This is a genomic window from Sphingopyxis sp. LARHCG72, from assembly GCF_052871675.1.
The window spans coordinates 252,108-275,836 of the sequence record NZ_JBIXJU010000004.1 but is presented as its reverse complement, the minus strand read 5'-3'; the positions used below and the strand labels follow the sequence as shown (position 1 = coordinate 275,836).

Below are 23,729 nucleotides of genomic sequence, written 5' to 3'. Positions count from 1 at the left end.
CCCGCATGCCCATGCCGTGCCACCATCCGCCGCATCCGCGGCACAGCGGGCCTATCGGCGCTTCCCCGCACGCGCGGCTTCGCTCTAGTCGGGCAGGGGGGTGAGCGAGGACAGGAGCAAGGATGATGAGCGCGCTTTCGACCCGGCACGAGCCCGACCCGCTCGGCCCGCCGCCGACCGCGGACGATCAGGCGCTGGGGCTCCAGTTCTGCCGTATCGGCCTTTTGTCGCTGACCCGGCTGCAACTCGCGCTCGAGCGCGGCGACCGATCGCGCGCGATGGAGGCGATCGACGACCTGCACGCGCTCGACGCCGAGGTCGAACGCCTCGTCGGCGCGCTTCCCGTCTCGCCGGGCGACGCGCGGCAGGGGCGCGTCGCGCGCATCCTCAAGGAAGGCAAGATGGCGGTTGCGTTCGAAAAGCTCGCACTCGCCAGCGGGATCAGCGGCCCCGACCTCGCCTCGCGGCCCGCCGTCCCGGATCGCATCGCCCCTGCCCGGCCCGAAACCGAGCCCGCCGGCATCGCCGACTGGCCCCCCGCCGAACCGCGAACGGCGCGCCTCCTGCGGACCTACGGTCCCCGCGCGGTGATCCTCCTCGCGATCGCCGGTGCAACGGCCGCGGCCTTGCTGGCGGCACTCTAGCAGCCGCGCTTCGCGACCATCGCCGCCGGCCAGCGCAGCTCATATGTCACCAGGAACCCGTCGTGATCGGACAGCCGCGGGCCGCTCGCGCCGCCGTCGAACAGCGCCTCGACGCGCACCGGGCGCACCGTCAGCCGCTCGCCGTCGGCGAAGAATTGCAGGTCCTGCGTGTCCATCCACGGCGCATCGCCGTCCCATGACATCTTGACCTCGCATCCCGACGCGGGGTCGACGCACGCCTCGTGCACCAACGTCAGCGGGTGATATTGGGAGAATCCCGCCCAGCGATCCTCCGAATGGCGCATGTTGAAATCGCCCCCGAAAATCAGCGGCGCGGCGAGGTCCTGCGTCCGCGCGATGAAATCCGACGCCGCGATCGCCTGCCGCGCATGCGCTTCGCCGTCGCGCTCCGCCGTCACCCCCGACGCCCCGCGCGAGTTCATATGCGTGTTATAGATGTCGATCGGCACCGGCACGCCGGGCATCGCGATACGGGCGAGCATCACCCCCTTGTTCGACAGGCAGTCGAGCCCGGCGCACGCACGCCGGCCATAGGCACCCCGCGCGCTGTCGACGATCGGATAGCGCGACGCGATCGCCAGCCCGCCGCCGACCAGCTTGATCCCCAGCTCGCCCTTGAGCGGCTTGGCCCTGCCCGCCAGCTTGTCGAGGTCGGCGAAATAGGGCGGCGTCGTCCGGCGCGGTCCCGGCGCGATCGCGGGATAGCCGCTCGCCGCGACCGCGCGCTTCGCCGCGCCGCTGAACATCTCCTGGAACAGGATGACGTCGGGGCCGGTGCCGCCTTCGCGCATCGCCGCCAGCCGTTCGCCGATCGCCTTGAGCTCGGCCGCGCGCCCCTTGCGCGCCGGCCAGCCGAGCCCCTCGAGATTATAGGTCAGCACCGACAGCGTGGCGGTCGCCGTTTGCCCGTCGGCCGCCACCCGCACCGGCGCGGCGGGGGCGGCGTCGCACGCCATCACGCGCAGCGGCGGCTTCGGCCCGCACCCGGCCAGCGCGAGCGCACAGGCCGCGGCCAGCGCGCGGCGGGAAATCGAAACGGGCCGTTTGAAAGTCACCACCCGCCCCTAACGCACTTGGCCGCGATCGTCACCGCCGCAGCGGTTCACAACGCGCCCGGTCATGCTAAGAGCCGGTTTCCAAACCCGAAACGGGAAACAAGATCATGCCCTTCTTCTCCGCCACGGCGCTCATGCCGCTCCTGATGCTTGCCCCCCAGCCCGGCGATCCCGCCGGGGCACCCTGGCGCGGAAAGATGCAATGCACCGTCACATGGAAGGACAGCGGCGGCATCGACGACGCCTGGACATTGGCGGTCGCCAGCGACACGAACAATATGGCGCTCGCGATCGCCGCGCGCGCGACCGCCCGCGATCCGAAGCCGCTGGCAAAGGACGAAACGCGCGAACTCGAACCGCGCAAGGCAGTGCTCGACATTGCGGGGATGGGCGGCCGCGCGGTCGAAGTGACCAGCTTCGCGATCGGCGAAGACCGCATGTGGCACGACATCCCGCTGGGCCATGTCGAAAATCTCGACAAATTCCTCGCCGTCGTCGCCGTGACCCTGACCTTCGAAAACGCCGCGCCGATGGAGGTGGAAATGCGCGACTTTGTCGGCGCACGCGCCTATCTCAAACGCTGCCTCGACCGCTGATTACCGGAAAGCGACCATGAAAAACCGTCTTGCCGCCGCCTTTCTCCTTGCTGCCATCGCCGCCCCCGCCGTGGCCCAATCGGGCATCGACCCCGCGCAGCTCACCGAAACCGTCCGCACCCTCGCCTCCGACCAGTTCCAGGGCCGCGCGCCCGGCACGGTGGGCGAGGAACGCACGATCGGTTACCTGATCGGCCGGCTGCAGGCGCTCGGGCTCGAACCCGCGGGCACCGACGGCGGCTGGACCCAGCCCGTTCAGCTGCTCCACACGCGGCTCGGTACCCCGACGACGCTCGCCTTCGACCGCAAGGGCACGGCGACGCCGCTCGCCTTCGGCACCGACATCTATGTCTCGACGCTCCAGCCGAAGGAGCAGGCCGTCGTCCAGAACGCGCCGATGGTGTTCGTCGGTTATGGCGTATCGGCGCCCGAGCGCGGCTGGGACGATTTCAAGGGGCAGGATCTCAAGGGCAAGGTCGCGGTCTTCCTGATCAACGACCCCGATTTCGTCGCGGCGAAGGGCGAGGATGCCTTCGGCAAGTTCGGCGGCCGGACGATGACCTATTATGGCCGCTGGACCTACAAGTTCGAGGAGGCCGCTCGCCGCGGCGCGGTCGCCGCGCTGATCGTCCACGACACCGACGGCGTCGGTTACGGCTGGAACGTCGTCAAAGCACCGGGCGGCGAAAACTACGGCCTCGTTATGCCCCCTGAAAAGGTGACGAGCCTCGCGCTCCAAGGCTGGATCTCGGGCGAGACCGCGACGAAGCTCTTCGCCGGCGCCGGGCAGGATCTCGCGAAGCTGCGCGTCGCCGCCCGCCGCAAGGATTTCCGGCCCGTCGACCTCGACACCGGCTTCAACGCCGCGATCCCGGTGACGCAGGCGGTGGTGCAGAGCCAGAATGTCCTCGCGAAAATCTCCGGGACGAAACGCCCTGACGAGGTCGTGATGTATGGCGCGCACTGGGACGCCTATGGCGCGGGCGCGCCCGATGAAAAGGGCCGCATCTACCGCGCCGGCGCTAACGACGATGCGCTCGGCGTCGCGGGGCTGTTCGAGATCGCGCGGCGCTTCAAGGCCGCGCCCGCCCCCGACCGCACGATCGCCTTCGCCTTCTGGACCGCCGAGGAGCGCGGGCTGCTCGGCTCGGAAGCCTATGCCCAAAATCCGATCTTCCCGGTCGAAAAGACTGTCGCCAACCTCGGCCTCGACATCCTGCAAACCGCGGGCAGGGCGAAGGACGTCATCCTCGTCGGCAAGGGGCAGGGCAGTCTCGAGGACGATCTCGCGCGCGTCGCCGCGGCGCAGGGCCGCACCGTCAGCGTCGAGAGCCTCCCCGAACGCGGTCTTTTCTACCGCGCCGATCACTTCAGCATGGCCAAGCGCGGCGTCCCCGTCCTCCTCATGATGGGCATCGCGGGCGCCTCCGACCTCGTCGCGGGCGGCAAACCGGCGGGGCAGGCGTGGGTCGATGCCTATACCGGCAAATGCTATCATCAGGCGTGCGACGCGTGGGACGAAAGCTGGAACCTCGACGGAGCGGTTCAGGATATTTCGCTCTTCTACACGATCGGCGACGAACTCGCGCGCTCGGCCAAATGGCCGGGCTGGAAGGACGGCAGCGAATTCAAGGCTATCCGCGACCAGAGCGCCGCGTCGCGGAAATAGCTGGGTGGCGACGATGGTTGGCGACCGGGACGCGTCCATCTCCGCTCTCGTCACCCTCTAACGAGACACGTGGCTCGGCAGACTTGATCCGGGGTCCATGACAACGGCGCGGTTATGGATCCCGGGTCAAGCCCGGGATGACGAACGGCTGGAGGCGACCGATTTCGGCTATGACGGATCGGCCGGCGGAAAGCGCAACGTGGCAGCGATCTGTGCCTCGGCCGCGGTTGCTTCATCGATGAGCAGGCGCAATGCCTTTGCGGTGTCTTCCAAAAGCCCGTCACCAAGGGGCCGCTCGCCATTGATAAAACGGCGGATGGCCCGCTCGTCTATGCCAAGGCGCCGCGAGAATGCAGTGGTTCCGCCAAACAGTTGGACGCAATAAGCAAAATGCTCGCGTCGCTCGTCCACTGAAAATGTCGCGGCCATTGCTTTCCCTCTTCGTCCATCGCCGGTGGCCATAGGCTATCTTGCGGATGAGGCGCAATCGACCGATTGCGGCCGTTCAATCGAGGAGGTCTTGCCCGTAGATATCGAGATCAATGAGCAGGCCTCGCTCTCCAACACGAACAAGGGTTTCGGATTGGAGAGTGAGTCCTTCGTTCCCACTCGCTAGAAACAAACCGCAAAAAATCCTGCCTCGATAGCGCTGTGACAATGACCGCCAAGAAACTAGGTTGTTTGTCAGGCCATTCAGCAGCCAGCTTATCTGGAAATCCAGATTTTCGGGCTCATGGCGGTCGGCCTTCAGTCGCCATGAACCTATGCGAGCGACCTTCTCGACACCTAAGGAAGTCAGCCAAGTCGCGCCCTTTCGAACACCTACTGATGGTTCGCCACCCAGCAGATCGGTTATCTCCGCTGGATCAAGATCATCGCCATAAAACCCAAGCGAGGCGGAAGATTTGTGCACGGTGGTCATGCACGCTGGTAACATGGGGACGTCCGCAATCCACTCCAAACCGGCCCTTCGCGCCGCGCGACGACAGATAACCGCCTTTGCGAAACAGGCAGGCACAACCGACCGCTGAAATAATATTGCGCCCGGCCCGGCGGTGCGCAACAAGCCTCTCATTCGAATAGGAGAATGTGATGCGCCTTGTCGTTGCCCTGATGCTGCTCCCCGTCCTGCCCTTCGCTCCGCTGACCGCGCCCGCCTTCGCACAGGCGGCACCGCAGGCCGGCGTGCAGGATCAGGCGCTGCTCGCGTTCCTCGATCAGGCGTTCGACGAGCGGCTGGCGCTCAGCCCCGAATCGCAGACCCAGCTCGGGCTCAAGACCAACTACGGCAAGCTCGACGATTACACCGACGCCGCATCGGTGCGCGAGCAGGAGCTCGCCGAGCGCCAGCTCAAGGACATGCGCGCACGCTTCAAGCCCGACCAGCTCGGCGAAAGCGCACGCGTGAGCTTTCGCCTGTTCGAATATGAAGTCGAACGCGGCCGCGAATCGCTCCGCTTCCGCAACCTCCGCTTCCCCGTTTCGACCAATGGTAGCCCCGCCGGCGCGATCCCTGTCCTGCTGATCAACAATCACAAGGTCGACAGCGTGCAGGACGCGGAGGCCTATATCGCCCGCCTTCGCGACACCGACCGCGTGATGCGCGAAGTCGCGGCGACGATGCGCGAACAGGCTGCAGCGGGGATCGTCCCGAACAAGGTCAATTTCGCGCCCGCGCGCGCCGACGCGCTGAAGATCGTTACCGGCGCGCCGTTCGACGGCGGCGCCGATTCGACGCTGAGGGCCGACTTCCGCAAGAAGGTCGACGCGCTGAATGCCCCCGCCGCGACGAAGGCGAAGCTGCTCGCTGACGCCAGCGCCGCGCTGACCGGTCCCTTCAAACAAGGCTACACCACGCTCATCGCCGCGATCGACGAGATCGAGCCCCAATCGAAGGGCAATTTCGGCGCATGGAACCTCCCCGATGGCGCCGCCTATTATGCCGACCGCCTCAAAAGCTCGACCACCACGAGCCTGACCGCCGACCAGATCCACGACCTCGGCCTCCAGCAGGTCGCTGCGATCCGCGGCGAGATGGAGGCGATCAAGCGCGAGGTCGGCTTCACCGGCACGCTCGAACAATTCTTCGATCACATCCGCACCGATCCGCGGTTCAAATATCCGAACACCGAGGCCGGCCGCGAAACCTATCTCGCCGACGCACGCGCGGTGATCGCATCGGTGATGGACGCCGCGCCGCGCTATTTCCGCGTGCTGCCGAAGGCGGCGCTCGAAGTGCGCGCGGTCGAGAAATGGCGCGAGCGGACGGCGTCGACCGCCTTCTACAACCCGCCCTCGGCCGACGGCTCGCGCCCCGGCATCTATTATGTCAACCTCGTCGACATGAACCAGACGCAGAAGGTGCAGGTCGCCGGGATCGCCGCGCACGAAGGCGCGCCGGGCCACCATTTCCAGATCGCGCGCCAGCAGGAACTCGCGGGCATCCCGAAATTCCGCAAGTTCGGCGGTTACGGCGCCTATATGGAGGGCTGGGGGCTCTATTCGGAGCGGCTCGCGAACGAGATGGGCGTCTACAAGACCCCCTATGACCGCTTCGGCATGCTGTCGCTGCAGGTATGGCGCGCGATCCGCCTCGTGCTCGACACCGGCATCCATTCGAAGCGCTGGACGCGCGAACAGGCGATCGCTTACTTCAAGGCGAACAGCTCGGTGTCGGACACCGACATCGCACGCGAGGTCGACCGCTATTTCAACTGGCCGGGGCAGGCGACGAGCTACATGGTCGGCCAGCTCAAGATCGCTGAGCTGCGCAAACGCGCCGAAAGCGAACTCGGCCCGCGCTTCGACATCCGCGACTTTCACGAAGCGGTGCTGAGCGAAGGCGCGCTGCCGCTCGATATTCTCGAAGAGCAGGTAACGCGCTATATCGCGGCCAAGCGGTAACAGGATCGGCGGACCCGGAATGAGCGGCGAGAAGATCTTCATCAGCGCGAACGACCTGCTCGCCGACTCCTTCCGGCTCGGGATGCAGGTGCTGGACAGCGGTTTCCAGCCGACGCATCTCGTCGGCATCTGGCGCGGCGGCGCGCCGGTCGGGATCGCGGTGCAGGAACTGCTCGACTATCACGGCCAGCATTGCGACCATATCGCGATCCGTACCTCCTCCTACCACGGCATCGACAAGCAGGACGCGCACGTCAAAGTCTTCGCATTGGGCTATCTGATCGACACGCTGAACCCCGAGGACCGGCTGCTGATCATCGACGATGTCTTCGACAGCGGGCGCAGCATCCGCGCCTTCATCGCCGAGCTGAAGGCCCGCTGTCGCCACAATATGCCGCGCGACATCCGCATCGCGACCGTCTGGTTCAAGCCGGGCCGCAACGTCACCGACCTGCGCCCCGATTTCTTCGTCCACGAAACCGACCAGTGGCTGATCTTCCCGCACGAGGTCGACGGGCTGACGATCGACGAGATCCGCCAGCACAAGCCCGAGGCGGCGATCATCCTGCGCGAAGAGGGGAAATCCGATGGCTGACCGGTTCGCATCGGCCGCAGACCGCGCCGCCTTCATCGCCGGCCTGCCCAAGGCCGAACTCCACCTCCATATCGAAGGCTCGCTGGAACCCGAGCTGATGTTCGAACTCGCGCAGCGTAACGCCGTCGCAATCCCCTTCGCCAGCGTCGAAGAAGTGCGCGAGGCCTATGCCTTCTCGAACCTCCAGGATTTCCTCGACATCTATTATCAGGGCATGGGCGTGCTCCACACCGAGCAGGACTTCTATGACCTGACCGCGGCCTATCTCGCGCGCGCTCACGCCGACGCGGTCCGCCACGTCGAAATCTTCTTCGACCCGCAGGGGCACACGACACGCGGAGTCGCGTTCGAAACCGTGATCGCGGGCATCACACGCGCGCTAGACGATGCGACAGCCAGCTATGGCATGACGTCGAAACTCATCCTGTGCTTCCTTCGCCACCTCAGCGAAGCCGAGGCCGAGGCGACGCTCGACGAGGCGCTTCCCTACCTCGATCGCATCGACGGCGTCGGCCTCGATTCGTCGGAGGTCGGCCATCCGCCCGCGAAGTTCGAACGCGTCTTCGCGCGCGCCCGCGGGCTCGGGCTGAAAATCGTCGCGCACGCGGGCGAGGAAGGCCCGCCCCAATATGTCCACGAAGCGCTCGACCTCCTGAAAGTCGACCGCATCGACCACGGGAACCGCAGCCTCGAAGATCCCGCGCTCGTCGCGCGCCTCGCGGCCGAGGGCATGACGCTCACCGTCTGCCCGCTCTCGAACCTCAAGCTTTGCGTCGTGGGCGACATTGCCGACCATCCGCTGAAAACCATGCTCGATGCGGGCCTCAAGGCGACGGTGAACAGCGACGACCCCAGCTATTTCGGCGGCTATGTGAACGCCAATTACCGGGCCGTCGCCGATGCGCTCGACCTGTCGAAAGACGAGTTGCTCGCGCTCGCGCGCAACAGCTTCACCGGATCGTTCCTCGGCGACGCCGACAAGGCGCGGCACCTCGCCGCGATCGACGCCTACGCCTGACCGGCCTTACGCCGCAATCAGCACCCCATGATAGGCGCGGTCCTCGAACGCGCGCCCGGCCCCCATCGCGACGCAGATCAGCGCATCGTCGGCGACCGCCACCGGCAGGCCGGTCGCACGCGCGATCGCGTCGTCCATCCGGCGCAGCAGCGCGCCGCCGCCGGTCAGCGTGATGCCCTCGTCGATGATGTCGGCCGACAGTTCGGGCGGCGTCTGTTCGAGTGCGGCGCGCACCGCGCTGACGATCTGCCCGACGGGCTCGGCGAGCGCTTCGGCGATCTCTGCCTCGGTCACCCGGACCTCGGCGGGACGGCCGGTGACAAGGTCGCGGCCCTTGACCCCCATGACCATGCCGTCGCCTTTGGGCGGGGTCGCGCAGCCGATCGTCAGCTTGACGCGCTCGGCGGTCATCTCGCCGATCATCAGATTGTGGCGGCGGCGGATCGACGACGAAATCATCTCGTCCATCTTGTCGCCGCCGACGCGCACCGACGTGCTGTACGCAACGCCGCTCAGCGACAGCACCGCGACCTCGGTCGTGCCGCCGCCGATATCGACGACCATCGCGCCCCTCGGCTCGGTCACATGCAGCCCGGCGCCGATCGCGGCGGCGAGCGATTCCTCGATCAGCTGCACCGACACCGCGCCCGCGTTGGTCGCGGCGTCGCGGATCGCGCGGCGTTCGACCATCGTCGACCCCGACGGGACACAGATCACGACATGGCTGCGCTGCGCAAAACGGCTCGCGCCGCCCTGCGCCTTCTCCATAAAATGCTTCAGCATCTGTTCGGCGACGTCGATGTCGGCGATCACGCCATCGCGCAACGGGCGGATCGCCTGGATATTGTCGGGGGTCTTGCCCATCATCAACTTGGCTTCGTTGCCGACGACCTTGACGCGGCGCACCCCGTCACGCGTTTCCAGCGCAACGACCGAAGGCTCGTTCAACACAATGCCCTTGTCCCGCAAATAAACGACAGTGTTCACCGTACCGAGATCGATAGCCATGTTGTGCGCGGCCGACGCAAACCGATTAAAAAACTTCATATGCTGGGCGAATGCCTTCGGAAATGGACGGAATCATCAGACGCGGCTGGCACTTCGGCGCGCCCGGCGTCTGCCCGTTGATCGCTGCGTCCAAGGCGCGGGCGCGTCAACGAAAGCCGCCGCCAATACTGCCAGAACGGTGGTTTCTCAGGCCCGGTTGATCGATCGGTTCAAAATTCGGGACCGTCCGAGCCGGGAACGAGGAATTTCAGCCCGTGCAGCCTGACGACGCTGTCGCCGACGCAGACGGGCGCCGCGATCAGCCGCATCCACCGGCGCGGCGCCTGCGCGGGCCTGATTTCGACGTCGAGCGTGAAACCGCGCCGATGCTTGATCGCATAGGCGCGCAGCTTTTCCATCGCCGCACGCGAGCTTTCGGCATAGAGCGCGACCGCTTCGTGACGCGCGACAGTCACCCCGCGCGGGATGCCGAAAATGTCATAGACTTCGTCCGACCAGCTCAGCCGGTTGTTGTCGGTCAGGTCGCATTGCCATTGGCCCAGCCGCGCGGGCCGCACCGGGACGACGACATCGACCAGGTCCGGAACGGGGTCCAGCGTATCGACCCCATGAAGCTGCCCCAGTTCGAAAAAGCGGTCGCGCTCGTAAAGCGGCCAGCTGTGATGGACAGGCAAGGGATGGGTCGGCTTCAACGCGCTGGTCTTCCATTGGATCGGCCAAGGATAGGCGCCGGCGCTTAACAAGTGATGATCCGGATTTACAGCAATCTCTGTCGCGCCAGCGCGATTCCCGCCAGATTCTGCGTCCGCTTGATATGCCGCACGCTTGGCATGGGTCCGTCGCCGACGAGCGCGAGATAATTGGCCAGATGAGCCGCCGTCCCGTCGCGGGCGCGCACCAAGCCGTTCGCCTGCGCGACCACTGCCGCCGCGTCGCCGAGCAGGATGAAGTTCGTCAGCTCCAGGTCCTGCGCCAGCCGCAGCGCCGCGATCAGCGCGAGCCACTCGGCGTCCATGCTGCTGCCGATCCCCGCGTCGCGCACGACCACGGCGGCGCCGCCCGTTACGACGGCGGTTTCCATCCGCCCCGGGTTTGGGCGGCACCCGCCGTCGAAATAGATCTTGATGCGGCGCTTCGTCATCGCACTGCCTTATCCGCTCAGAATTTCCCGCGCACCGAAAAGGAGAAGATCGGGCCGATCAACCGGTCGCGCTCCTCGACGAAGCTCACCGGGGTTTCGCCGCGCACCCCCGTATAGGCGGTGCGGTCGCGTTTCGACCGGGCATTGGCGATGTTGCGGATCGACGCGCGGACGGTCAGGCCCAGCACATCCTTATGCTCGACAAAGACCGACGCCCAGACCGGCCCTTCCCACACCTTGTCGACCTGCGTGCGGCGATAATTGGGCTGATAGTGCGAATATTCGACATCGCCGCCCCACGCCCAGTCGCTGGCCGGGATATCGTGGCGCAGGCCCAGGCTGATCACCGTGTCGGTGAAGCCGTTCCATTGCCTTTTCTCGCCGGTAAAGGGATCGCGAAGCGAACTTTTCTGGAGCAATAGCTGCGGTTCGAGCTTCATGCCCTTGATCCCCGCGGGATCGAGGTTGATCGTCGCGGTCCAGTCGATCGCGCCCGCCTTTGCCTTTGCGATATTGCCGACCGCCTCGCCGTTGGCGCCGATCGGGATGACGTCGACGCGGTCTTCGACGTCGCGATAGATCAGGATGATCTTGGTCGATCCCCACGCGCCGAACTTCTTGTTGATCTCGGCCTCATAGGTCCAGTCCTGCTGCGGCCGGAGGTCGTTGTTGCTCTCATTCTGGTTCCCGTCGTTCAGGAACGCGCGCGCAAGGAAATCATAGAAGCTGAGCTGGAGCACGCGGCGGCGCAGCTTGACCGAGATGTCGAAATCGGGCGACGGGGTCCACGCGAGCGAAATCGAGCCCTTGGGCCGGAAAAAGCTGCGCGTCAGGCCGTTCATTCCGGTCTGGGTGATCGTCGAATGTTCGGCGCCGGCGATGATCTGGAAATTGAGCTTGTCGGTCAGCTTGCGCCCGAAGCTCAAAAGCCCTTCGTAGCGATCCTCGCTCACCCCGCCGGTACCGCCCTCGAAGGGCTGGTCGACCCATGTCCCCGTGGGACCCAGCGCCGCGATCGACGCCACATTGTCGAGCGTATTGAACGCCGCTTCGCCCGACAACTGCCAGTCGCCGCCGAACATCTTCCACTGATATTCGCCGCGCCCGATCGTCTCGCCGATGTCGCCCGTCTGCGCAAAACGATCGCCGGTCGCAATGCCGCCCGCGGGCGTCGTGACAATCTCTTGCCGGTAGGGTTCGTGGCTGAACCGGCGGAGCCCGATCAGCTTCAACTTGCCCGGCCCCAGCCCGAACTGATAGTCGCCGCTGACTTCGTAATTCCAGCTGTCGGCATTTTCATACACGGTGCGCACCCGGTCGGGCAGGCCGGGACCCGTTCGCACGCCATCCTCGTAATAGCGGTCATACTTGCGCTGATAATGGCCGCCGAGATTGGCCACCGTATCGCCAACAGGGTCCCAGGTGATGCGCCCCGACAGCTTCGGCGTGTCATAATGGGTGTTCCAGATGTCCTTGCGCCGTTCGATGATATTGCCCGCGCCGTCATAGATCAGCGTCGGGCCGCCCGCGCCGCTGCGCGCCGAATCGTCGTTGTTCAGCGCGACCTCATATTCGACCGCGCCGGTGCGGCCGCGCACCGACACGTCGGCGCGGGTGAACAGCGGGTCGGTATAATGCGCGCGAAACTCGGGCTTCCATGAAAACTGCCCCGAAAAGGCGTCGGCGCGATAGACGATATTGGCGACCTGCCCCGACAGGCCGGGGATGTCGAGCGTCGCGCCGTCGACGATCTCGATCCGCTCGACATTGCCCGCGGGGATGCGCGACAATTGGGTATACATGTCGTCGGCCTTGTTCGACGGCCGTTCGCCGTTGAACAGCACATTGCCCGTCGCCTGTCCCAGTCCGCGCAGATTCTCGTTATCGCGGATCTGGAAACTCGGAACCTGGATCAGCATGTCATAGGCGTTTTTCGGCGCGTAGCGCGCGAAGTCGGCGGGGGCATAGACCTGCCGCGCCGCGTTCGAAGCGCTTGCCGCGACCTCGGCCGGCGCGGGCGGCGGGGTGTCGCCCGTCGGCGCCGCCGTTTCCTGCGCCCATGCGGGCGTCGAAAGCGCGGCGGCGATGGCCACAAGGCTCGTCCATCGGATCACTTGCCATTCCCCCCGGCGGCGCGGTTCATCGCCTGCGCATAATCGGCTGTGACCCCCATCGCCTTCATGCTCACGACCTCGTTCGCGCTCAGCTTCCGGTACCCCGCCGCGGCAAGCCCGCGCACATAGGCGCCGTCGACGCCCAGCGCCTTGCACGCGATCGCGTCTTCCACATCGGTCAGCACCAGCGCCTCCGATTTAAGGTCGCGGATATATTGGGGCCGCACGTCGAGCGCCGCCGCCGCGATCAGGTCGTCGGCGTCTTTCGGCCGCACCCCCTCGCGCGTCAGGCCATCGGCGAGGTCGATCGTCGCGTCGACCATCAGCATCGCCAGCAAGGTTGCGCGTCGATCGGGAACAAGCCCGCGTTCGCTCAAGGCGCGCTCGAAACCGGGGTTCGAGGTAAAGCGGCACGCGCCCTTGCCCTCGAACGCGCGCGTCAGCGTGCCGGTGCACGACAGCGTGCCGGCATCGTGCGTCACCGCAAAGCTGACCGGTCCCGGCGTCGCGCGGCCCAGCGCCGCTTGCGCTTCGGTAAAATCGGCACGCGCGCCATCGAGCGTGCGGTCGCTGCTCGACTGCTGGTGTTGGATGCGGACGCGCGGCGCACCCTTCTTTCCGCTGGCGGGTTCGGCGACCCAGCGAACGTCGGTCAGGACGAGCGGGTCGGCGGCCGCGGTCGGCGCCGCACAGGCGAGGATCGACAGCAGCGCGGCGGTGCCGGCAAGATACAGGGCCTTCATTGGTGCACTCCTCCCTCCGTGCGCCAGGCGAGCGTCATCGCTCGCCGCCGCAGCGGCAATTTTGAATCAGGTTTCGATTAGTCGTCCGTCGGTGCGGACGAATGTCCGAACGTCAGTCGCGCGCTGGCGGCCTGGGCGGTTCGGGCGCCTGTGGGAATTCGATCCGTGCGGTCCGGCCATCGCCGCGGCGCGCCTCGATCACCCCGCGCTCCATGTCGACAATCGCAACATTGTCGCCGCGCACGGCTTTCGCGACAGGGCGCGGCGTTGCTGCCGGCCGCGGCTTCGCGACGGGCCGGAACCCGCCCGTCGCGCGCAATTCGATGGCGTCGTCGGCGCTGCGCATCTTCACGCCGGCCTTCTGCATGTCGGTGACGAAGTCGCAATCGATGCCCATCGCCCGGAGCGCGATCACGTCATCGATGCCGATGTCGGGAAAATGCGATTTCATGTCGCGCGCGAATTTCGGTTCGATATGCAGCGCCGACGCGCCGACCAGTTCGTCGATATCGACCCCCGGGAAGATACCGCGCATCGTTTTGATATAGGCCGGATCGACCCCGGCCGCCTTCGCACCGATGATTTCGTCGGCGGTCATCGACCCGTCATGCTCGCGCATCTGCGCGACATATTCGGGGGTCACCCCCACCGCGCGCATGCTCACCAGCTCGTCGGCGCTCAGCGTCTTTGCGGTCGCGGCGGCCGCCGCCGCGTCGTCGGCCGCGTTGCTTTCCGCCGCCGCGGCCGATTGCGAGGTTACAGTCGTCGCCTGACGGGTGATGGTCGAGGCGGCGCCGGCGTGGACTTCCGCCGCCGCCCCGGGCTTGGCCGTCGCCGAAAAGGCGGCGAGCGGCACGGTGATGCCCGCCAGCACGACAAGGCTCATCAGCATCCAGCTCGCGCTCGCCGGGCCGCGTTTCAGGCTGCCGTCGAGGACGCGGGTGATGCGGCGCTTCAGGCTGTCCTTGCCCGGCGCGACGCCATGCGCCGCGAGCAGCGCGCCCTGATTGTCGTGCCGCGCCGCGCCGACCAGCAAAGTCGCATAGTCGGGGCCGTCGATGTCGGCCATCAGCACCGCATCGTCGGCGGCTTCCTCGCGCAATTGATGGCTCTCGCGCGCCAGCATCCACACCAGCGGATTGAACCAGAAGACCGCGCAGGCGACGCGCGCCCCGAGCAGCTTCGCCCAGTCGAGCCGCGCGACATGCGCCAGTTCGTGCGCGATGATCGCCTCGGCCTCGCCCGATGCCGCGACCGCCTTGGGGCTCAGCACGATCGTCGGGCGCAGCACGCCCCAGCTGATCGGCGAGCGCAATTCGTTGCTGACGAGCAGCGCGGTGCCATGCTTGAACCCCATGCGCCGCTGCGCCTCGGCCAGCGCCGACAGCCACGACCGCTCGACCAATATCTCGGCGCGCCCGCGCATCGCGAACAGCCGCACCACCGCAAGCGCCATCACTCCAAACAGCAGTGCGAGCGGGGCAAGATAGAGAAAGGGGGCAAGGTCGCTCCATTCGGCAACGATCGGCGTCGATCCGGCGCTTTCGACCACGACAGGGACTGACGTCGCGGCGGGGGCCGGATCGATCGCCGATCCCCCTGTTGGTACCATTTCGGCGGCCGGCGCGGCGAACCAGGTCGCGGGCAGCGGCGCCCATTGCGGCAGCAAAAGGATCGCCGCGGGCAAGGCGAGCAGCGCCGCGAGTCCCATATGCGCGATCATCGACCGCTCGCCCGCCGAACGCCAGCGCGCGAGGCGGAGCAGCCCCAGCGTCAGCGCCGCGACGACGACCGATTTCCAGGCGAGGCCCAGCAACATGGCGGTGGTCAACATCACCCTCTCCCTTCGCGCGCTTTGGCGATCATCTGTTCGAGTTCGTCGAGTTCGCTATTGCTCATCTCGTCCTGCATGCCGAGCAGGGCGGCGGCGGCGCTCGTCGCCGATCCGTTGAAGAAGACGCGCACGACTTGGCTCAGCGCCGACTTGCGCGCGGTCTTGTCCGACACGCTCGGCGCATAGACGAATCCGCGCTCGGACTGTTCGCGCACGACAAAGCCCTTCGTCTCGAGCCGTTTCAGCATCGCGCGGATCGCCGAGCCCGACAGTTCGTCGGCGAGCGCCTCGCCGATCTCAGTCACCGTCGATGCACCGCGCTCGTACAGGATATCGACAATTTCGCGTTCCCGCGGGGGCAAACTGGACAACATGCGACTCACCTCATGCGCTACATTTGTAGCGTGCTACATTTGTAGCGCATGCTTGGCAAGGGGTTTTGTTCGGATAATACACATCGGGGTGCAGCGGGGGCTTCGGGGGTGGGAAGCGGCCATCGGCACTTGCGTCGAACGTAGGTCAGAGGCACATCGATTCTCGCCGACATATTTTGGGAGCGATAGTCGTATGTGGTTCAAAGCCTTAATCTCTGCTTCCATATTAAACGGCTTGATGGTGGCTTCGCCTGCCCACGCGCAGCCACTCGCAGAGATGGTTTACCACACGATTTTCTTTCGCGAGGCCAGCGGTGATAAGCAGTGGGAGGATTTGCCAATCTCGACGTCGGCAAGTCAAAGCACTCTCCGCCTAATTCCTTCTATCGAAGGAATGTTTGGTATGGTCGAACTGCGATGCGAAGGTTTAGGACGAGATGGGGCTCTTCGGAAATGCGTTGTCCGAACGGAGCCAAATATGGAGGCATACAGGAGGATTGGGGACGCGTTGGCAGCCGATCTCAAATCGGAAAGAACCTACGCGCGAGCAGTTCGCGACAATGTTCGCTTCATCAGTATCCAAGTGCGCCTGTCCAATTCAGCGACACGACTGACAGCCGGCCCCTGTTGGCCACCTAGCTGCCATGCGGTACTCCCGCCGCCACCACCTCCTAAGCTTTAGCGTCGAAGTAGCCATCCTCTCGCGGCAGTGAGGAACGTCTGCAATCGGTCGAAAGCCGTCGATCGCCTTCAACACCGTGACGCCCCAAACAAAAAGGGCGGCCCGAGGGCCGCCCTTTCCGTTTTGGTTGTGCTGCCGATCAGTCCTGATGCGGCTGCAGGTTCACCGCCGCGAACTTGCCGCGGTCGTCGACTTCGATGTCGAAAGCGACGCGGTCGCCTTCGTCGAGGCCCGCCATGCCGGCGCGCTGCACCGCGCTGATGTGGACAAAGGCATCGGCCTGTCCGTCGTCGCGCGCGATGAAGCCGAAGCCCTTCGTCGTGTTGAAGAATTTCACCGTGCCCGAGGTGCGTTCGCCGGTGAGCTGGCGACGGCCGCGGGCGCCGCCCGGAGCCGGACGCTCGCCGCGATCATCACGACGCGGGGCGAATTCCTCGATCGGCAGCGGTTCGCCTTCGATCTTGAGGTCGATCGCCGACACCTTGCCGTTGCGTTCGACGAGCGTGAAGCCGAGCGGCTGGCCCGAAGCCAGGCCCTGAAGCCCCGCCTGCTCGACCGCGCTGATGTGGACGAACACGTCTTCGCCGCCGTCGTCGCGGGCGACGAAGCCGAAGCCCTTCGACGGGTTGAAGAATTTCACCGTGCCATTGCCCTCGCCGACAACCTGCGCCGGCATGCCGCCGCCGCGTCCGCCGCCGAAGCCGCCGCGGTCGCCGCCGCCGAAGCCGCCGCCACCACCGCGGTCGCCGCCGCCGAAGCCGCCGCGATCACCGCCACCGAAGCCACCGCGATCGCCGAAGCCGCCGCCGCGGTTGCCGCCGCCATAGCTGTCGCCGCCGTAGGGTGCAGGTTCGAAGCTGTCGAAATTGCCGAAATCATCGCGCTTGCCGCGTCCACGCTGGCCGCGCCGATCCTTGTTGAAACTCATAGTCTGTTAGTCGCTTTCGGTCGTCCACACCCCATTCAACCGGCTCATTGCGCCGGACGGGGACGCAGTTCACCTCAGGCACGGACTCGCCCCATGCCACCAAGGGCGCAAGATATAGCCTAATTGTCCACAGGCTGCGAACAGAAAATTTCACGAAGGCGATGCCGGATTTTGCACGATTTGCCGCAGCCGTGGCGGCGCCGGTGGTCCCCGCGAAAACCAGTCATTGAGCGGCGGGGCAGCTTGGCCTAAGGCGGCGCTATGACTGTCCATTTCCACGAAGAAGATCTGCCCGAGGGCGTGCTGGGTCCCGGCGCGGTCGCGATCGATACCGAGACCATGGGGCTGAACCCGCTGCGCGACCGGCTGTGCCTCGTCCAGATCAGCGACGGGTCGGGCGACGAGCATCTCGTGCGCTTCAAGCCCGGCAGCACCTATGATGCGCCGGTGTTGAAGGCGATCTTGACTGACCCCAACCGTTTGAAATTGTTTCATTTTGCCCGCTTCGACATCGCGGCGCTGCAACAGGCGCTCGGCGTCGTGACGGCGCCCGTCTATTGCACCAAGATCGCATCGAAGCTGGTCCGCACCTACACCGACCGCCACGGGCTCAAGGAACTGGTGCGCGAATTGCTCGGCCAGGAAGTGTCGAAACAGCAGCAATCGAGCGACTGGGGCGCCGCCGAGCTCAGCGATGCGCAGCGCGATTATGCCGCGAGCGACGTGCGCTTCCTGCACGCGATGAAGGGCATCCTCGACGCGCGTCTCGCGCGCGAAGGGCGCACCGAACTCGCGCAGGCCTGTTTCGATTTCCTGCCGACCCGCGCCGCACTCGACCTCGCCGGCTGGCCCGAGACCGATATTTTCGCGCATAGCTGAAAGTGATTCGCACAAGGCTTTGATGGATGTCCGAACGCGCCGATCTTGACCGCACGATGCGCCAGATGTGGGCGGCCAGCGGGTCGAGCCACGACCGGCTGGTGCGCATCCTGCGTTTCGGCCTGCCGCTCGTGATCGGCGTCGTCGCGGCGGTGCTCGTCTTTTCGCCCTTCACCCAGCGCGCCGAAATCAGCTTCCTCCTGTCCAAGGACAAGGTCGACATGGCGAGCGAGCGGATGAAGGTGACGCGCGCCGAATATCGCGGCCAGGACGCGAAGGGGCAGCCGTTCGCGCTGCTCGCGGGCAGCGCGGTGCAGAAAAGTTCGGCCGAGCCGATCGTGCGGATGACCGACCTGTCGGGGGCGATCAAGCTCGCCGACGGCCCGGCGACGATCGTCGCGCGCGACGGCGCCTATAATATGGAAACCGAAAAGGTCGCGGTGCCGGGGACGGTGCAGGTCAAGAGCGCGAACGGCTATCGCATCGACGCGAGCAATGTCGCGGTCGACCTCAAGACACGCAGCCTGCTGGGGCAGGGCGGCGTCAACGGCAGCCTGAACATCGGGCAATTTTCCGCCAACCAGCTGTCCGCCGACCTCGACCAGCGCATCGTGCGCCTGCAGGGCAATGCGCGGCTGCGGATCAATCAGGGAGTGCTCAAATGAACCGCTTTTGGACCATGAAGAGCATGGCGCTCGCGGGCGCGGGTTTCGCCTTGACCAGTCTCGCGCTCCTGTCGGCGGGCGGCGGTGACGCCGCGCACGCGCAGGCACTCGCCAACCACAACAGCAACGCGCCGGTCGATTTCGCGGCGGGCAGCATCGAGGTGCAGGACCGCGCGGACCGCGTCGTGCTCGCGGGCAATGTCCGCGTCACGCAGGCCGGGCTGACCGTCACCGCGCCGCGGATGACGGTCGCCTATACGCGCTCGGGCGGCACCGACGTCAACCGGCTCGACGCCACCGGCGGCGTGACGGTGGTGAAGGGCGACGAGACCGCGAAGGGCAATGTCGCGATCTATGACCTCGACCGCCGCCTGATCACGATGGTCGGCAATGTCGAACTGCGCCAGCGCGGCAATCATTTGCGCGGCGGGCGGCTGGTGATCGACCTGACGAGCGGCCGCGCGACGGTCGACGGGCGCGGCGCGGCGCGCGGCCCCGACGGCAATCCGGTGCAGGGCGGCACTGGCGGACGCGTCACCGGCACCTTCACGGTACCGGAAAGAAAGCAGTAACCACGCCGATTGACGGATCTGCAACCACGCGCCTTCACCAAGGGCGTGGGACCAGATCACCGCGGAGCCGGGGGGCGGCCGCTCAATGGAAGCGAACCCCCATGCGCTTTTCCCCGCTCGTTCCGCCCCGGCGCCCGTTATTCGGCCGGCGTCAGGAGCCGCCCGCCGCGATCATCCCGACTCCGACATCCGAAGAACGGCGCCTGATCGACCGGATCATTCGTCACGCAGGGTATCGCGAATCGCGCTAGCCCCGTTGGCGGAACGGCATTCGCCCCCTACATGGGGCGTCCATGCCTCCTGACAGCAGCACCTCCGCCGACGCCTCGCGCGAACCGCCCGTCCTCGCGACGCTGAAGCGTTTCCTGCCCTATCTGTGGCCGGCGGGAAATCGCGGGCACAAGATCCGCATCGTCCTCGCCGCGCTGATCGTGCTCGCGTCGAAGGGCGTGCAGCTGTCGATGGGCTTCCTCTATGGCGCCGCGATCGACAAGATGGCGCCGGGAATGGAGGAGGGCGTTGCGCTCGCGATCGGGCTCGTCCTTGCTTATGCGGGCGCGCGCTTTGCCGGGGTGCTGTTCGACAACCTCCGCAATGTCGTGTTCGAACGCGTCGGGCAGGATGCAACGCGCGAGCTGGCAATCGCGACCTTCAGCCACCTCCACGCGCTCTCGCTGCGTTTCCATCTCGCGCGGCGCACGGGCGAGGTGACCAAGGTGATCGAGCGCGGGACGAAGAGCATCGACACGATGCTTTACTTCCTGCTGTTCAACATCGCGCCGACGATCATCGAACTTGCCGCGGTGCTGATCATCTTCTGGACCAAGTTCAGCTTCGGCCTCGCCAGCGCGACCGCGCTGATGGTCGTCGTCTATATCATCTTCACGCGCAAGGTGTCCGACTGGCGCAACGCGCTGCGCACGCGGATGAACGACCTCGACACGCTGACGATCGGGCGCAGCGTCGACAGCTTGCTCAATTACGAGACGGTCAAATATTTCGGGGCCGAGGAGCGCGAGGAAGCGCGCTATCGCGACGTCGCCGACCAATATGCCCGCGCCGCGGTCAAGAGCGAGAACAGCCTCGCCTGGCTGAACATCGGGCAGAGCCTGATCACCAACGCCGCGCTCGCGGGGGCGATGGCGTATACGGTGTGGGGCTGGTCGCAGGGCGAATACAAGGTCGGCGACGTGGTGCTGGTGAACACGTTGCTCGCGCAGCTGTTCCGCCCGCTCGACATGCTCGGCATGGTCTATCGCGTGATCCGGCAGGGGCTGATCGACATGGAGGCGATGTTCCGCCTGATCGACACGCCGTCCGAGATATCCGACGCACCGGACGCATGGCCGCTCGTCGTGAACGGCGGCGCGGTGGCGTTCGAGAATGTCGTCTTCGGTTACGAGCCCGACCGCACGATCCTCAACGGCGTGAGCTTCGCGGTCGGCGCGGGCGAAACGCTGGCGATCGTCGGACCGTCGGGCGCGGGCAAGTCGACGATCGCGCGGTTGCTTTTCCGTTTCTACGACCCCCAGGGCGGGCGCATATTGATCGACGGGCAGGATATCGCCGCGGTCACGCAAAAAAGCCTGCGCGCCGAGATCGGTATCGTCCCGCAGGACACGGTGCTGTTCAACGATTCGATCGGCTACAATATCGCTTATGGCCGCGAAGGCGCGAGCGTCGACGCGATCGCCGCCGCCGCCGAGGGCGCGGCGATCGACGGTTTCATCGCGCTGCTGCCGCAGGGGTATGACACCGAGGTCGGCGAGCGCGGGCTCAAGCTGTCGGGCGGCGAGAAACAGCGCGTCGCGATCGCGCGTACCCTCCTCAAGAACCCGCCGGTGCTGATATTGGATGAAGCGACGAGCGCGCTCGACAGCCGGACCGAGGCCGCGATCCAGGATACGCTCGACCGCATCGCGGCGCGGCGCACGACGCTGGTGATCGCGCACCGCCTGTCGACGGTCACGGGCGCCGACCGGATCATCGTGCTGGAAAGGGGGCGCGTCGCCGAGACGGGGACGCACGACCAACTGCTCGCGATGCGCGGGCTCTACGCCGACATGTGGGCGCGGCAGCAGGCCGAGCGCGACGAGGGCACCGTCGACGCCTGACCGCGTGGATCAGGCGATCAGCCTGTCCGATGCCCAGATATGATAGGGTTCGAGGTCGATCGGAATCGCGTGCGGCACAGGATGGCTGTTGCCGTTGCAGCCGATATCGACGCGGTCGAGGTGACCGGCGTCGTCAACCCACAGCATGATTTCGAGCTGGCGGTCGGCGGTCACGGCGAAATCGGCGTTGAAAACGACCCCGCCCGATCTGGCTTTGCGTGCGAGCGGCGGCGTGCCCGGTTGCACCCGGACGCCGATGCTGTTGCATCCACACGCGCAAAATTCCGCCAGTTCGGCGCCGTCGAACTGCGCCGCCAACCGCGCCGCATTGGGATAAGCGCAGCGGGCGATCACGAAATCGCGCCAATAGGCGGCCTGTTCGGGTCCGTTGGGCATCGCACGAGGCTAGGTCCGGCCGTTCGAATAGGCAATCGCAACTAAATTACTTGCCTTGGGTTGACCCGTTCCGTCCACGCCCTTTACGCAAGGGGTCATGCCACATGACACCAGCCTGATCGGAACCATCGTCGCCGGTCTGGGCGTCGCCTTCCTGATGGGGGCGCTCGCGTACCGGCTCAAAATCTCGCCGATCGCGGGCTATCTGCTTGCGGGGGTGATGGTCGGACCGTTCACCCCGGGGTTTGTCGCCGACACCGGGCTGGCGCTCCAGCTCGCCGAGATTGGCGTGATCCTGCTGATGTTCGGGGTCGGGCTCCATTTTTCGCTGAAAGACCTGCTCTCGGTGCGCAAGATCGCGGTGCCGGGGGCGATCGCGCAGATCGCCGTCGCGACCGCGCTCGGCATGATGCTCGGGCTGTGGCTCGGCTGGTCGGTCGAGGGCAGCATCGTCTTCGGGCTGGCGCTGTCGGTCGCGTCGACCGTCGTGCTGCTCCGCGCGCTGCAGGCGCGCGACATGGTCGAGACCGAAAAGGGACGGATCGCGGTCGGCTGGCTCATCGTCGAGGATCTGGTGATGGTGCTCGCGCTCGTGCTGCTGCCCGCGATGTTCGGGGCGCGCGGCGACGAGGGCGCGAGCGCGGGGTTGCTGCAATCGGCGGCGATCGTGCTGCTCAAGGTCGTCGGCTTCGGCGCCTTCATGTTCGTGATCGCCCGGCGCGTGCTGCCGTGGGTGCTCCACTGGGTCGCGCATTCGGGGTCGCGCGAACTATTCCGCCTCGCGGTGCTTGCGATCGCGCTGGGGGTTGCGTTCGGCGCGGCGGTCATTTTCGACGTGTCGTTCGCGCTGGGTGCCTTTTTTGCGGGGATGATCCTCGGCGAGACGCAGCTTAGCCGCCGCGCCGCCGAAGAGACGCTGCCGCTGCGCGACGCCTTCGCGGTGCTCTTCTTCGTCTCGGTCGGCATGTTGTTTGATCCGATGGTGCTCGTCGAGGAGCCGGGGCCGGTGATCGCGACGGTGGCGATCATCGTTGTCGGCAAGTCGGTAGCCGCCTTTGCGCTCGTCCGCGCCTTTGGCCACAAGTCGCAGACCGCGCTGACGATTTCGGTCAGCCTGGCGCAGATCGGCGAATTCTCGTTCATCCTCGCGGGGCTTGGCGTCGGGCTGAAGGTGCTGCCCGAAACGGGGCGCGACCTGATCCTCGCGGGGTCGCTGCTCTCGATCCTGTTCAACCCGATCCTTTTCTCGCTGGCGGTCAGGCGCCTCCGCGCCGAGGAGCCCGACGAAGTCGCGACGGATGCGGACGATGCGGACGTCCCCGCGTGCAACGCCGGTGTCGTCCTGATCGGATATGGCCGCGTCGGCAGCCACATCGGCAGCCTGATCTGCGGGCGCGGCGAGGGGCTGACGGTGATCGAGGACCAGAAAGACATGGCCGCGGCGGCGCGCGAGGCGGGCGCGACGGTGATCGTCGGCGATGCGACGAAGGAAAGTGTCCTGCGGCAGGCCGGGCTCGACGAAGCGTCGACGCTGCTGATCGCGATCCCCGAGGGGGTCGAGGCGGGGGCGATCGTGCGGCGCGCGCGCGCGATCAATCCGCAGCTCGTCATCGTTGCGCGCGCGCATTCGGACGAGGAAGTGACCGACCTTGTCCGCCGCGGCGCCGACCATGTCGTGATGGCCGAACGCGAGACCGCGTCGCGGATGGCCGAGCGGGCGATGCTGACGCTCGCTTAAGGGCTTCCCCCGCTTCGCCATCTTGCCTATCGCGGCCAC

General features: G+C 66.2%; 23 protein-coding genes. 11 read left to right on the top strand and 12 right to left on the bottom strand.

Features of this window, described 5'->3' with window-relative positions:
• The first annotated feature begins 122 nt into the window (after positions 1 to 122).
• Entirely contained in the window at positions 123 to 644 is a 522-nt protein-coding gene (locus tag ACIPPQ_RS11470; protein WP_446544208.1) for a hypothetical protein, read from the top strand.
• On the opposite strand, the gene ACIPPQ_RS11465 is transcribed toward ACIPPQ_RS11470, so the two are convergent.
• A complete protein-coding gene (locus ACIPPQ_RS11465) occupies positions 641 to 1,720 on the bottom strand; it encodes an endonuclease/exonuclease/phosphatase family protein (protein ID WP_446544207.1) in 1,080 nt (359 codons plus the stop codon). The two genes, ACIPPQ_RS11470 and ACIPPQ_RS11465, sit on opposite strands and share 4 nt — an antisense overlap.
• 107 nt (positions 1,721 to 1,827) lie before the next feature.
• On the opposite strand from ACIPPQ_RS11465, the gene ACIPPQ_RS11460 reads away from it, so the two are divergent.
• Positions 1,828 to 2,316 carry a hypothetical protein gene (locus ACIPPQ_RS11460; protein ID WP_446544206.1) on the top strand — a complete coding sequence of 163 codons (489 nt, stop codon included), beginning with the start codon at positions 1,828 to 1,830 and terminating at the stop codon, positions 2,314 to 2,316.
• A 16-nt stretch (positions 2,317 to 2,332) separates the two neighbouring features.
• Entirely contained in the window at positions 2,333 to 3,985 is a 1,653-nt protein-coding gene (locus ACIPPQ_RS11455; RefSeq protein ID WP_446544205.1) for a M20/M25/M40 family metallo-hydrolase, read from the top strand.
• Between the two features lie 168 nt (positions 3,986 to 4,153).
• On the opposite strand, the gene ACIPPQ_RS11450 is transcribed toward ACIPPQ_RS11455, so the two are convergent.
• Positions 4,154 to 4,447, bottom strand: a complete 294-nt coding sequence (locus ACIPPQ_RS11450; RefSeq protein WP_446544204.1) for a helix-turn-helix domain-containing protein — start codon at positions 4,445 to 4,447, stop codon at positions 4,154 to 4,156.
• A gap of 43 nt (positions 4,448 to 4,490) precedes the next feature.
• Complete coding sequence (locus tag ACIPPQ_RS11445) at positions 4,491 to 4,907, bottom strand: DUF4279 domain-containing protein (protein ID WP_446544203.1); 417 nt, start codon at positions 4,905 to 4,907, stop codon at positions 4,491 to 4,493.
• 170 nt (positions 4,908 to 5,077) lie between these two features.
• Between ACIPPQ_RS11445 and ACIPPQ_RS11440 the strand changes: the two genes are divergently transcribed.
• The 3 genes from ACIPPQ_RS11440 to ACIPPQ_RS11430 are packed head-to-tail and all read left to right on the top strand — an operon-like array spanning position 5,078 to position 8,502.
• Positions 5,078 to 6,889, top strand: coding sequence for a DUF885 domain-containing protein (locus ACIPPQ_RS11440; RefSeq protein WP_446544202.1), 1,812 nt, complete (start codon positions 5,078 to 5,080; stop codon positions 6,887 to 6,889).
• 19 nt (positions 6,890 to 6,908) lie between these two features.
• Positions 6,909 to 7,484, top strand: a complete 576-nt coding sequence (locus ACIPPQ_RS11435) for a phosphoribosyltransferase (protein ID WP_446544201.1) — start codon at positions 6,909 to 6,911, stop codon at positions 7,482 to 7,484.
• On the top strand, positions 7,477 to 8,502 hold the full coding sequence (locus ACIPPQ_RS11430; RefSeq protein WP_446544200.1) for an adenosine deaminase: 1,026 nt from the start codon (positions 7,477 to 7,479) through the stop codon (positions 8,500 to 8,502). The genes ACIPPQ_RS11435 and ACIPPQ_RS11430 overlap by 8 nt, the downstream gene beginning before the upstream one ends.
• A 6-nt stretch (positions 8,503 to 8,508) precedes the next feature.
• Here ACIPPQ_RS11430 and mreB read toward each other — a convergent pair whose 3' ends face one another.
• From mreB to ACIPPQ_RS11390, 8 genes are all read right to left on the bottom strand, one after another.
• A complete protein-coding gene (mreB, locus tag ACIPPQ_RS11425; RefSeq protein WP_446544199.1) occupies positions 8,509 to 9,549 on the bottom strand; it encodes a rod shape-determining protein MreB in 1,041 nt (346 codons plus the stop codon).
• Positions 9,550 to 9,719: 170 nt separating this feature from the next.
• Positions 9,720 to 10,202, bottom strand: a complete 483-nt coding sequence (locus ACIPPQ_RS11420) for a hypothetical protein (RefSeq protein ID WP_446544198.1) — start codon at positions 10,200 to 10,202, stop codon at positions 9,720 to 9,722.
• Between the two features lie 65 nt (positions 10,203 to 10,267).
• The gene (locus ACIPPQ_RS11415) at positions 10,268 to 10,651 is read right to left on the bottom strand and encodes a reverse transcriptase-like protein (protein ID WP_446544197.1); all 384 of its coding nucleotides are present in this window, start codon (positions 10,649 to 10,651) and stop codon (positions 10,268 to 10,270) included.
• Positions 10,652 to 10,668: 17 nt separating this feature from the next.
• The gene (locus ACIPPQ_RS11410) at positions 10,669 to 12,765 is read right to left on the bottom strand and encodes a TonB-dependent receptor plug domain-containing protein (protein WP_446544196.1); all 2,097 of its coding nucleotides are present in this window, start codon (positions 12,763 to 12,765) and stop codon (positions 10,669 to 10,671) included.
• Positions 12,762 to 13,508 (bottom strand): hypothetical protein, encoded by a 747-nt coding sequence (locus ACIPPQ_RS11405; RefSeq protein ID WP_446544195.1) that lies wholly within the window; start codon positions 13,506 to 13,508, stop codon positions 12,762 to 12,764. The genes ACIPPQ_RS11410 and ACIPPQ_RS11405 overlap by 4 nt, the downstream gene beginning before the upstream one ends.
• Before the next feature lie 112 nt (positions 13,509 to 13,620).
• Positions 13,621 to 15,342 (bottom strand): M56 family metallopeptidase, encoded by a 1,722-nt coding sequence (locus ACIPPQ_RS11400; RefSeq protein WP_446544194.1) that lies wholly within the window; start codon positions 15,340 to 15,342, stop codon positions 13,621 to 13,623.
• On the bottom strand, positions 15,342 to 15,716 hold the full coding sequence (locus ACIPPQ_RS11395; protein ID WP_327451276.1) for a BlaI/MecI/CopY family transcriptional regulator: 375 nt from the start codon (positions 15,714 to 15,716) through the stop codon (positions 15,342 to 15,344). Before ACIPPQ_RS11395 ends, ACIPPQ_RS11400 begins: the two co-directional genes overlap by 1 nt.
• Positions 15,717 to 16,537: 821 nt before the next feature.
• On the bottom strand, positions 16,538 to 17,326 hold the full coding sequence (locus ACIPPQ_RS11390; protein WP_446544193.1) for a cold-shock protein: 789 nt from the start codon (positions 17,324 to 17,326) through the stop codon (positions 16,538 to 16,540).
• 261 nt (positions 17,327 to 17,587) lie between these two features.
• Between ACIPPQ_RS11390 and ACIPPQ_RS11385 the strand changes: the two genes are divergently transcribed.
• The 4 genes from ACIPPQ_RS11385 (at position 17,588) to ACIPPQ_RS11370 (ending at position 21,556) form a co-directional block, all read left to right on the top strand.
• Positions 17,588 to 18,205 (top strand): ribonuclease D, encoded by a 618-nt coding sequence (locus ACIPPQ_RS11385; protein ID WP_446544192.1) that lies wholly within the window; start codon positions 17,588 to 17,590, stop codon positions 18,203 to 18,205.
• Positions 18,206 to 18,231: 26 nt separating this feature from the next.
• A complete protein-coding gene (gene lptC / locus ACIPPQ_RS11380; protein WP_446544191.1) occupies positions 18,232 to 18,870 on the top strand; it encodes an LPS export ABC transporter periplasmic protein LptC in 639 nt (212 codons plus the stop codon).
• Positions 18,867 to 19,442, top strand: a complete 576-nt coding sequence (locus tag ACIPPQ_RS11375; protein ID WP_446544190.1) for an LptA/OstA family protein — start codon at positions 18,867 to 18,869, stop codon at positions 19,440 to 19,442. Before lptC ends, ACIPPQ_RS11375 begins: the two co-directional genes overlap by 4 nt.
• 293 nt (positions 19,443 to 19,735) lie before the next feature.
• Positions 19,736 to 21,556: an ABCB family ABC transporter ATP-binding protein/permease gene (locus ACIPPQ_RS11370; RefSeq protein WP_446544189.1), complete on the top strand. Its 1,821-nt coding sequence runs from the start codon at positions 19,736 to 19,738 to the stop codon at positions 21,554 to 21,556.
• Positions 21,557 to 21,565: 9 nt separating this feature from the next.
• Here the strand turns inward: ACIPPQ_RS11370 and ACIPPQ_RS11365 are convergent, their stop codons facing one another.
• On the bottom strand, positions 21,566 to 21,952 hold the full coding sequence (locus ACIPPQ_RS11365) for a hypothetical protein (protein ID WP_446544188.1): 387 nt from the start codon (positions 21,950 to 21,952) through the stop codon (positions 21,566 to 21,568).
• Positions 21,953 to 22,049: 97 nt separating this feature from the next.
• On the opposite strand from ACIPPQ_RS11365, the gene ybaL reads away from it, so the two are divergent.
• Positions 22,050 to 23,690, top strand: a complete 1,641-nt coding sequence (ybaL, locus tag ACIPPQ_RS11360) for a YbaL family putative K(+) efflux transporter (protein WP_446544187.1) — start codon at positions 22,050 to 22,052, stop codon at positions 23,688 to 23,690.
• Positions 23,691 to 23,729: the final 39 nt, after the last annotated feature.